Origin of the sequence: Pedobacter sp. (genome assembly GCF_035566355.1) — a bacterium.
Lineage (GTDB): Bacteria > Bacteroidota > Bacteroidia > Sphingobacteriales > Sphingobacteriaceae > Pedobacter.
Genome location: NZ_DATMRL010000295.1, coordinates 1 through 11,048 on the forward strand (window position 1 = coordinate 1; position 11,048 = coordinate 11,048).

Annotated in this window: 10 protein-coding genes; 3 read left to right on the forward strand and 7 right to left on the reverse strand. The window is 41.2% G+C overall.

The features are described 5' to 3' along the window. Nucleotides 1-123 precede the first annotated feature (123 nt). The gene (locus tag VNZ46_RS11690; protein WP_325560326.1) at nt 124-2,748 is read right to left on the reverse strand and encodes a zinc-dependent metalloprotease; all 2,625 of its coding nucleotides are present in this window, start codon (nt 2,746-2,748) and stop codon (nt 124-126) included. A 63-nt stretch (nt 2,749-2,811) separates the two neighbouring features. After that, nucleotides 2,812-3,336: a GNAT family N-acetyltransferase gene (locus VNZ46_RS11695; RefSeq protein ID WP_325560327.1), complete on the reverse strand. Its 525-nt coding sequence runs from the start codon at nt 3,334-3,336 to the stop codon at nt 2,812-2,814. A 119-nt stretch (nt 3,337-3,455) separates the two neighbouring features. Between VNZ46_RS11695 and VNZ46_RS11700 the strand changes: the two genes are divergently transcribed. Continuing rightward, nucleotides 3,456-3,956, forward strand: coding sequence for a VOC family protein (locus VNZ46_RS11700; protein ID WP_325560328.1), 501 nt, complete (start codon nt 3,456-3,458; stop codon nt 3,954-3,956). Nucleotides 3,957-3,967: 11 nt separating this feature from the next. Here VNZ46_RS11700 and VNZ46_RS11705 read toward each other — a convergent pair whose 3' ends face one another. Further along, nucleotides 3,968-4,429 (reverse strand): hypothetical protein, encoded by a 462-nt coding sequence (locus VNZ46_RS11705; RefSeq protein WP_325560329.1) that lies wholly within the window; start codon nt 4,427-4,429, stop codon nt 3,968-3,970. A 226-nt stretch (nt 4,430-4,655) separates the two neighbouring features. Between VNZ46_RS11705 and VNZ46_RS11710 the strand changes: the two genes are divergently transcribed. Further along, the gene (locus VNZ46_RS11710; RefSeq protein ID WP_325560330.1) at nt 4,656-5,156 is read left to right on the forward strand and encodes a protease; all 501 of its coding nucleotides are present in this window, start codon (nt 4,656-4,658) and stop codon (nt 5,154-5,156) included. A 35-nt stretch (nt 5,157-5,191) separates the two neighbouring features. Here the strand turns inward: VNZ46_RS11710 and VNZ46_RS11715 are convergent, their stop codons facing one another. Further along, nucleotides 5,192-5,812, reverse strand: a complete 621-nt coding sequence (locus VNZ46_RS11715; protein WP_325560331.1) for a dihydrofolate reductase family protein — start codon at nt 5,810-5,812, stop codon at nt 5,192-5,194. 182 nt (nt 5,813-5,994) lie between these two features. On the opposite strand from VNZ46_RS11715, the gene VNZ46_RS11720 reads away from it, so the two are divergent. After that, the gene (locus tag VNZ46_RS11720) at nt 5,995-7,332 is read left to right on the forward strand and encodes a HAMP domain-containing sensor histidine kinase (protein ID WP_325560332.1); all 1,338 of its coding nucleotides are present in this window, start codon (nt 5,995-5,997) and stop codon (nt 7,330-7,332) included. Nucleotides 7,333-7,501: 169 nt separating this feature from the next. Here VNZ46_RS11720 and VNZ46_RS11725 read toward each other — a convergent pair whose 3' ends face one another. The 3 genes from VNZ46_RS11725 to VNZ46_RS11735 form a co-directional block, all read right to left on the reverse strand. Further along, nucleotides 7,502-10,003 (reverse strand): zinc-dependent metalloprotease, encoded by a 2,502-nt coding sequence (locus VNZ46_RS11725; protein WP_325560333.1) that lies wholly within the window; start codon nt 10,001-10,003, stop codon nt 7,502-7,504. Nucleotides 10,004-10,015: 12 nt separating this feature from the next. Further along, the gene (locus VNZ46_RS11730) at nt 10,016-10,579 is read right to left on the reverse strand and encodes a hypothetical protein (protein WP_325560334.1); all 564 of its coding nucleotides are present in this window, start codon (nt 10,577-10,579) and stop codon (nt 10,016-10,018) included. Nucleotides 10,580-10,607: 28 nt separating this feature from the next. Beyond that, nucleotides 10,608-11,048, reverse strand: a 441-nt coding sequence (locus tag VNZ46_RS11735) for a RagB/SusD family nutrient uptake outer membrane protein (RefSeq protein WP_325560335.1), incomplete at its 5' end; no start/stop codon positions are given.

Sequence of the window (11,048 nt, forward strand, 5' to 3'; positions counted from 1 at the left end):
AATATCACAAACACTCGCAGATCACAACTAAAATTTCGAATTTTTATCGATTTCTGTCTCTGCAGATTATAAAGAAGCCCGGTCCCATATGGAACCGGGCTTCTTTATACCGTATTAGAAATTTTATCTAACCACTAAAGCTTTATCAATTAAGAAAGCCAGGTTTGCACGGTGAGCCTTTGTTTGCTCATTTGTCGAAACAGCACCACCAAGCTGAGTTTTTATCTTTCTTAATGTATAAAGTGCTGCAGCTTTACTTGCATTATCATACCCTGCGGGTGCAGAAACAATACTTGCAGAAGCCTTTACAAATTCAGTTTGCAGATTTTGACGAAACAGGTTCACATTTGTTTTAAGATCTGCTGCAAAAATATCATTAGACAAATCACTCATTACATTCGCAACAGAATAGGTGTTCCCATACAGCCCACTGTTGTTTATTCTGCTCAAGGTAGTTGGATGCAAGAGCTGGGCAAGCGTATTCAACTGTATAGAGACGAAAATATTCTGAGGTTTAACGTCTTCAGTAGTACCAAAAAATCCAAATCCACGTCTTTGAACCTGAAGATAAGGAAATAGTGTTTTATCCGCATCAAAAGCATCCGGAGCAAACACATATTTACCCAATAGCGCCATTGCTTTTTTCTGATAAGCCACAGAAACAGGCGTAAACGGTGCAGTTGCTGTCTTTTGTCCAACAAAACTTCTGTCCACATAAACACCACCAATATAACGACTTACTGCAGTAGCCATGCCTAAACGCTGATTGTTAAGCTGCAGGTAACGTTGACGCAACTCCTGGTAACTCTGACCTGTTCTGCTAAAACGCGATTTCAGCTTTGGCATCATCGTGTTCACCAACTTAAATCTGTCTTCACCATAAGCAACCATATCATTGGTCTGGTCATTCACATTTACCCGAGGATCTATGCCCCCACCCGGGCTACGCATATCATCAGCATCATTACCAAAAGCAAGTTGTGGATCAGTACTGCGACTTAAAATTTTATTTAATCCAGCTTCTTCTTCTGACTCACTAAATGGAGTATAACCATATTCAATAGCCCATAAATCATAAGGCCCTGCTTTAGTGGTATAATAATCACCCTGTTTGCTGCGATCACTGCTCACATTTACAGCCGGATAATCCATTACAGATCCCTGTAATCCAATTTTACGGGTAAGCGCTACATCATTCATCTGCGCAGGGCTTAGCATTTGACTGGCTTTCATATTATGATTAAGCCCCAGTGTATGGCCCATTTCATGCATGATCAGGTAATACAAAAACTGTTTGTGCATTTCCTTGATCGTCTCTGCCCTTTTAGCCTCAGGCATGCCCGCATCAAGCGCTTCAATAGCCGTTAAACCAGCCTGATACTGCATAGTTAATTCCTGCGCCAATGCACAAGAAGCCATATGGTTCTTATCAAAGCCATTTACCTGTGCTAACTTTCCCGAAACAGCTTCAGCAGGATTTTCCCAAGGCAATTTTAAAGCCGAATTACCACCATTAAACAAATCATCAGTAACCACTGTACCAGCACCAGAACGCCACTCTACCGTAATATCAGCCCCTAAAATCTGACCTGTTAGAGGATTATAAAAACTTGGCCCTATAGCACCATAGGAAGGATAAGCTGAGGATACCCAGCGAATTACATTATAGGCAATATCAGCCGGATCCCAGGTAGCCGTATCTGGCATTTGTTTCATAACAACTGCATTTTTGAAACCAGCTTTCTCAAATGCTTCATTCCATTTCTCGCCTGCCTCTTTTATAATCGGGCGATACTCCAATGGAGTCGTATTTTCAATCCAGAAAACAATCGGTTCAACCGGCTCACTCAATGCAGCTGATGGATCTTTCTTTTTAAGATTCCAGCGACTGATAAAGTCTTTATATGGCGTTGAAGACAAAGAAGTCAGATTATCTACTTCGCTGCCAAAATAACCTACCCTTGGATCATCACGACGTGGGCGAAAATCATTTTTAGGTACTTCAAGAAAAGAATGCTGCATTTTAACCCTAACATAGCGGGCATCAGTGATGTCTTTTCCCCCGCCATTCAGAGGCATGGGATTATCGTAAGCAAGCTCTACCACTACATCTGTATTTCCCGGAAATGAACGTATCTTTTGATATTTCGACTTAGAGATATTTAAGTTCCCAAGATTAAACATGGCACCCGGAGGCAATGTTGGAGGGAAAACCGGCTTAACCGGATCCAATTTGTCTCCAAGAAAAAGACCGTCAACCGAAATCAAATACCCAAGAGAATCCTGCGCCGCAACTTTATCACTATAAAAAACAGCATCCGAAACGTCAACATTGGCTGCTTTGCTTACAGGATTTGACTTATCGTAATAAAAGTTTGTATTTCTTTGCAGAAGCTCAATTTTATCATCAGATTTTTGAATATAGAATAACCAGGTGTTTCTGATCATATTTTGATTGAGGAACAAAGTAGTTGGTCCTCCCATCGAAAAACTCTGGTAAATATAATCTTTACCCAACTGATCTTTTTTAACATACATCTGAACACTACCTGTTATAGTATCTCTGTACATTGCAAAAAGACCGTCAATTTTCTTACTGGATTTGATCTTTTCCTTAATGCTAGGTTTAGGGGGAGCTGCCTGAACCTTCTTTAAAGAATCAGCCGCTAATGCTTTTTTCTTCTTTTGGGCAAAAGCCCCGCTGGCAAAAAACAGAACCAGCGATAGCAGAGTAATGGTTTTTCTCATCTGGAATATAGTTTGTTAGGTTTATGAATGAATCTATATTAAGATCATTTAACCCAACAAATGTTACTCGATATTTAAAAGTTCATACCAATAATGTGGAACAGAGTCATAATTAAACACCTCCTTTTCTATAAAACCACATTTTTTCAAAACTTTTTGAGATTGCAAATTACCTATATCGGCTATTGCATAAATTACAGGAAGTTTAAGTTCATTAAAACCATATTCCACTACAGCCTTTGAAGATTCAGTGGCATAACCTTTTCCCCATGCCTTTTTTATAAATCTATAGCCCAAATCATGATAGTCTTTACGGCCATTGGTTAAGTCAGTAATTAATTTAAAACCTCCCCATCCTACAAAATCATTTGTTTCTTTCTCAATTATAGCCAAACGCCCAACTCCGTTGTCAATATATTGTTGCCTAATAAATTTTATTGCATCTTCTGCCTGTTGAATCGTTCTAATTGGATTTTGTCCCAAATACTGATGTACTTCAGGATCAGAATCTAAACTAAAAACACCCTCAACATCGGTGTCTACTAATTCCCTAAAATAAAGCCGTTCCGTTTCAATAATCCTTGTCATATATATCTTAATGTCTGTTTTTATTTCCCAACTTATGAATATTTAAGAACATTTGCCAACTAAGCGACTGGAGATTTTTTGAGTACTTATTATTATATTTAAGGAACAAACCAAATGTTATGAAAAAGATTACAATGATCAGCTTGCTTTGTCTTGCCTTTTTGCTGGGCTATGGACTTAGCCATTTTACCAGACCTGTCAATAGCGGACCGCGGGTAACAGGTATTGGTGGTATCTTTTTTAAAGCCAAGGATCCAGCAGCGCTCAAAGTCTGGTATGAAAAAAACCTGGGTATGCGTATGGTGCAAAGCGGTACGAACTTCGAGTGGCACCAGGGTATGGACAGTACCAAGAAAGGATTTACTTTGTGGGCCCCCTTTAAGGAAACGACCAAATATTTCCAGCCTTCAGAAAAACAATTCATGATCAATTACCGCGTGGAAGGCTTAGTTCAACTATTAGCAAAATTGAAATCAGCAGGTATTTTACCGACTGACTCCGTTGAAAAGGCCAGTTATGGAAGCTTTGTCCACCTTATGGATCCGGAAGGAAACAAGATAGAGCTATGGGAACCAAATGATGTCGAGTATTCCAAATTAGGAACGATCACAACCAAATAAAAATCTGCAGATCAATGATCAATAGTTAATTTACCTACGGGAAATGCATTTTTAATCTTCTCAATATCTTTTTCGAAGACATCTAAATCCTTTTCAAATACTATTCTGTCTGTAGCCATTTCCTGTATCAGAAAATAATTATAATTCTTTTTGAACAGTGAATTAATTGGCCTATCCTTAAATGCAAGTTCTTTAGATGTTATTTGAAAATCATAGTCAGCAAATTTATATTCAGTTTTTCCAATGCGCATACTGTCTGTTGTAATAATACATTTATTGTTTATATAAGTGTAAATCAATAGTACTGGAAATATTATAAAACCTAGCAAACTGAAAGCGCCAAGTCTAATCGTTGGAGTTTTATGCAAAATTATACCCCAGATCAAGTTGTAAGCTGAACCGTAAATGATAAAAGGAGCTATAATAGAATAAAAGATAAGTGTTTTTTTAGCAATACATATTTTAAGTTTCATCTGAATTAGTTTTAATTATTAAACTGCCCTAAACTTTTTTTAAAACTCTACTATTCATCTGGTTCCCGCTTTAACTCTTCATAGCTTACTGACCTTTTATCAGTTAGCAAAATATACGCAAAAGCCAAAATAAAAAACCATACCACAAAATAGTGATTAAATATGAACTCCGCTAAGACCGTATTAAGTTAATACAGAAGTCAACCAAAAAAGATACTTTTACGCTATGAAAAACTTAAGCACATTTCTATCTGCCGCCCTTATATTAACTCTTTCATCTTGCGGGATGAACAACAATGTTGCACAAAATAGCACAGCTGCAGACAGCACGGTTGGAAAAGCTTTATTTGCAAAGATGTCGGTGAAAGACACCATTAAGGCTGGCGACTCGGTACAGCTGAAATTCACAGTCTACAACAATGCCGATACTACACAGCATTTTTGCAAATGGCACACACCTTTTGAGCCATTCATAAGTAAATACCTGAATGTGAAATCAGAGTCTGGCGAAGAAGTGAACTATAAAGGTGCAATGGCAAAACGAGTAATGCCACCACCGGCCAGCAGCTATATAACTGTACACTCTAAAGACAGCATTTCTACTACAGTTGATCTTTTAAAAGGATATGACATCACCAAACCTGCCAAATACACCATTATTTATGTTGGTCAAAACATGAGCGGCCTTATCGTTAAAGACAGTATCTCTTTCGTTTACGCCCAATAGTATACTGCAGCAAACCTGGTTAGTGGCAATTTTTCTTATTTCTTTGTCAGTTTATATCTTAAATGAGTTGTCAAGTCTGAAGGTATGACTTCAACAATCTGAACATCATATTTGTCTTTGTCAATTCCGTCAAACAACCGGATCCCGCTTCCTAAAAAAACAGGAGCAATATGAATAAAAAATTCGTCAACAAGCCCTGCATTGAGAAATTGTTGAATAGTATTCGCCCCGCCTTGTATCCTGATGTCCTTTCCCTTAGCAGATAACTTTGCCTTTTCTAATGCACTTTGCACTCCGTCATTGATAAAATAAAAAGTTGTCGTACCCTTTTGAACCCAGGGCTCACGTTTTTCATGTGTCAGAACATACACATCTGCTTTATATAAATCTTCTTTCCAATGAACCTCCCCCTCCTCAAACATTCGCTTTCCCATAATGTAAGAACCCGTTCTTTCAAACACATCATCAATTAATTTACTATCTGCACCATACTCTTCCCCACCTTCCATATTGACGTGTTTCCAAAATGCTTTCTGTTTAAACATCCAGCCATGGATTTTTGGTGAAACCCCACCCATTGGATTGCTTGGGCTCCTGTCGTCGCCTGCAAAAAAGCCGTCAAGTGATATTGCGCAATCAAAGATAATTTTGCTCATGATTTTGATTTATTTATTGTTCTTCAATAGAAGTATTATCCAATACCAAATTAGGCAATTTTGCTCAAAAAATTGGACAAGTAGTTTTTTAAACTCTTATTTATTTGCCCATCTAAAACTTCAGTAACACTGATCAGATTTTTCTTTAAATTTACTACTTGAAAAATGGGCCATTCTCTTTGATGATTAAATCTATTAGACAACTACATGCCAAATTGATCGGCAGTAATGCTTGCACAACGCTCCAAGCCAGGATATTTCATGAAATAAGCGTAATTGCAATGATCGGCCTCCCTTTGGCATTGCTGGTCAATATCGTCATACAAGTGCCATTGGTTAACGCAGCACTTTCTATGGCCTGGATTGTGATTGTAGCGATGTACATCAATTCCCGGTATTTTGGACGATTAAAGCTTAGCTTTATTTTATTTAGCGCTGGTACAGCTGTCCTGCTGGTGTTTAATTACTTTATCAATTCAGGAATACACGGTCCTACCTTAATACTTTTCCTCCTCTCCCTTATTTTTACATTGTCTGTGATGCCTACCCGACAGTATATATTTTGGATGCTGATCAATGTCGCTTTCGTTAGCGGTTTATTGCTGGTTGAATATTACAACAGCGACTCTGTTAAAGTCACCTATGCAAAGCGCAGCGATTTGTTTCTGGACACAGCAACAACTTATTTATCCGTGGTCGTATGTATAGGTGCGGTACTATCTTACCTCATCAACAGTTATCAGCGAGAAAAGAACAATGCATTAACAGCTTCTCTGGCTTTAAAAGAAGCCAACGACTCAAAGACCAGACTGTTATCTATTTTATCTCATGACCTGCGTTCTCCACTTAATTCTATCGCTAGTTTTCTCGAAATACTGCATGAATATGGATTATCGACAGAAGAGCGTCGCTTTTTAGAAAAAAGTCTGCTCAATGAGACAAAAAATACGCAGGTAATGTTGCACAACTTATTAAACTGGACAAAATCGCAAATGGATGGCGGCACCACTGTAAATATGGTGAGATTGAATCTGGCTGAAGTGGTATCTACTTGCCTGCTTGTACAACAGGCATCAGCAGATATAAAAGCGATCACAATCAGTGTGAATATTGATCCGTCGACTGAACTCCACGCAGACCTTGATATGCTTAAGCTCGTGATCAGGAACCTGATCAATAATGCCATAAAGTTTACGCCCACGGGCGGGGAAATCCAGATATACAATTCTTATATTCCCGGCCATGTCAGGTTGCATATTGCAGATAATGGAGTGGGCATACCTCCCGAAAGGCAGCAGGAACTTTTTAAGCTGAATGCGACATCTACATATGGAACAAGTAATGAAAAAGGTATAGGGCTGGGCTTGATCTTATGCAAAGAGTACACAGAGATGCAGAAAGGCCGGATCAGCTTTAACAGTGCACCCGGCAAAGGAACAACCTTTACACTGGAGTTTTCGGATATCCATGCCGATTTACGTGCAAACTCAAATAAAACATTAAGCACAACAGAATCCTAACAGCTACGTGACGTTATTACCTCACTCAAGTAGATACTTGCGCTACATAACCAAAGTTTTCCCTTCACCACCCTCCCCGGTCTGCACCCAAGAAAATATGATTTCCAGATCAAGCCTCAGGATCTGTAAGATCCAGCGAGATCGGAAATCATATTTTCACAACAATTTCTTAACCTTTAACACTCAATAGCTTTGCAATACGGCTTTCGAGGTCCATGAAATGGTACCTGGTTAGCAGGTCCTTTGTTTTTGGAAGAGCCAGTTTAATCTCCTGACGAAGGTTTACCATTTCCCCCCTGGCAATAGACGAAGCATCAGTTTCTGTTTGCTCCACGGCTTTTGCCGTCATCAGATCAATTAAAGAACCCAAGTAGCTTTTTTGAAGGTTGCGCCTGTAATTATCTACTTTCACTTCTTTCGCTTTCAGTTCTTTCCAAATGCCCCTGTGCAGTGCACCGATATATTCCATTACCGGATACGCCTTTACACCGAAACGTTTGCTGTTGGCGATCATCTGGTGCAGACGGTGAGAATCCAACAGACTGTTCAATACCCTGATCTGCAGGTCATCTACAACATTGGCCGCTGTAAGATTCTGTTTTTCATCCGTGAAAGGATCAAGGGCCTTATTTTGCACATCCGCATTTAGCAACCAAAATGGTGTATTGAAGAGCTCTTTATTGAAGAAATCCAGCGCCTGTTGCTGAAGACGTTTAGGGGTAACTGAATAAACCTCACCTTTCTGGTCTTCACTTTTATAGTCGCGGTAAAAACCTCCGATGTTCTTCAGCACATGTCCCATATATCTTTGGTATTGGCCCAATAAAGCTTCATGACTTCTCGTTAAGCTACCATACAAACCACCCTTCTCATGTGTCCATGCCGGCAGGTTTGGAAGGATCCGCTTCAGGTTCCTGATGCCATACACACTTGCTTTTGCGGAGTTGTCGCCAAGATCTTCTGTCTGACAACGCGGATCGCCTTTTATCGTCTCCCCATCACCAAACCATAACCTTCGGTTTTTACTGGTACGGTTTACGATCCATTGTCTTACAATGGTCTTATCCTCTTCCGAATTGGCAGCATGACTACTTTTATACCCCCATTCAATTGCCCATTGATCATACTCGCCAATCCTTGGGAACAATAAAGCCTGTGGAATATGATCTTCCGGCTGCGCCACATAATTGAAACGTGCATAGTCCATGATACTTACGGTATGCCCATGTTTTTTCAGGTAATTGATATTCCGTAAGCTATCTACCGGCGTCTGGCTGCTGGAACCGAAATTATGTCGCAAGCCAAGAGTATGCCCAATCTCGTGACTGGAAACAAAACGGATCAGCTGGCCCATGAGCTGCTCATCAAATTTAGGCTTCCTGGCCTGCGGGTCAACGGCCGCAGCCTGGATCATGTACCATTTGTGCAGGAGGTCCATTACATTATGATACCATCCGATATGTGTCTGGATGATCTCCCCGCTTCTCGGGTCACTGATGTGTGGACCATACGCGTTGGCTACTTCAGAAGGAAAATAATTCAGCATCGAGTACCTGGCATCATCCATATGCATGGTGGTATCATTTTCAGGCCATTCCTTACCGATAATGGCATTTTTAAAACCGGCCTTTTCAAATGCAACCTGCCAGTCCTCAATCCCTTTGATCAGAAAAGGCCTCCATTGCTTAGGCGTGGCAGGATCAATATAAATTACAATCGGCTTTTTAGGCTCTACCAGCTCCCCCTTTTTCCATTTCTCTATGTCCTGCTCCTTAGGCTCCAGCCTCCAGCGCACGATATATTCGTTCACCTCAGCCCGCTGCTGGTCATCACTGAACGATTTATACTGATTGGCAAAATAGCCCACACGGCGATCGAAGAACCGTCTTTGCATCGGTACCTTTGGCAAGGCAATAAACGAAGTATGGGTTTCCAGGGTCACCGTTGTTTGCGGGGCGTCCCCTTTTCTTTTAGATTCCATGTTTTTTCTGATGGCCAGTTCCACATTACTCGGATAGACGTGGATGGATTCAATGAAAACATCCTTCTGGCTAACAACGGTCAGGTTTTTACTCAGCTCAACAGACGGGTCTATGCTGTTTACAAAATTAAGCTCCGTCAAAAACTTGGATACATCAATCACAAAGCTGGAAGAATCCTTGGAATAGGCCTTTATTGGAAAAGAAGCAACGATAGGATTCAGGTTCGCATTCCGCACCGCTTTGCTGATGGCATTGCTGGAATCCGCTTCACTCACCACCAGGTTAAAACGCACCTTAATGGTAGAATCACTTCCTCTTTCAAACTGTATAGTCTTTTCATCCAGTTCCTCTCCAGGGAACATGCCATAATCGCCGGGTGCTTTAGTCAGCCTGTTGATCACCATAATATCTCTTTTCAACAGCGTATCGGCAATTTCGAAATAGGTTGTGTCTTTAAACCTGTGCACACCAAAAAGCCCCTTTTGCGTTTTAAAGTTCTTGTTGATCACCGAAGCATAGGTTTTGATCATCTTTGCCGGCACCGGTGGTTTGACCACAATGGCCTTCACCGTATCGATGTCTTTTGATTTACGATGTTTCTTGGGCTTTTCCTGACTAAAACCCGCGATGGAGCCCATCAGGAAAATGCAGAGCAATGCATATTGGAGTTTATTTTGTTTCAGTTTCATTTGTAATAGTGTTTAGTGAGTAGAGAATCCATTGGTGAGTTTACGACAATTGACCGATGGCAAGTCTGTAAGTACAGAACGTACAGCCATGGCCCTGGAAGTAGAAGCACGGTCCCAGATCAGAACCACAGGAATAGAAGAAGCATTTGGTGTTTCCAGCATATAATTAGCCTGCAGGCGTTCCTGCCCTTTTTTAGCCCGGAGATCAATCATCACACCGCCCCTTCTGCTATTGGCCCATTGCGCCATTAAAATACCAGCAAAAGGTTTCAATCCATTGATCAAGACCAGTGCTGAGGAATCCATCGAAGCATCAGGAAGCGGAACGGAAACAAACCTCTGTTGGCTCGCGCCTGAGACCAGATTGACCTCTTCCGTTCGAAACTTTAATCCGCAGGCGTTGTACGAATGCGGATTTATCGTCGCTTCATTACCCAGGAGCTCATCCTGGAATTCGGGCATTTTTTTCCGGCCAATTCCAGGGTCGCCCGGGAGTTCAGTGCAGCTAAAAAGCACCATGCTGAGGGAAAAAAGAGCAAAGCCTCTCCCTACCCTGTTTGAAAAATAAGGTTTCATTGTTTTTATGTTTAAAGTTTAAAAGGATCTAATAGCCAGGATTCTGTATTAAGTTAGGATCGTTTTTTATTTCCATTGGCGGGATGGGATATAAGAACTGCGCCGCTTCGCCCCTGCGCTTCAAGTCCAGAAACCGGTGCCCCCATTCTGCAAACAATTCCCTTTCCCTTTCCTGGGCAATGGCCGTCAAGAGCTCAGGCGCAGACACGGCAGTGGTATTTGCCAGGCCGGCACGTTTCCGGATCTTATTGAGATCATTCGCCGCCAGGGCCGTATTGCTTTGCTGTGCCCGGGCCTCCGCGCGGATCAGGTATTGCTCACCCAGTCGCAGCATGGTATAGCTGTATCCGTCCGGGGCGTTGTCCGCCGGCGGAGCAGCATATTTGGTAGAATAACGATAGATCCGCCCATGATATGGTGCAGCTCCCGGACTTGGCGTAAAATCCGTCCATACCGCCTTACGCTGGTC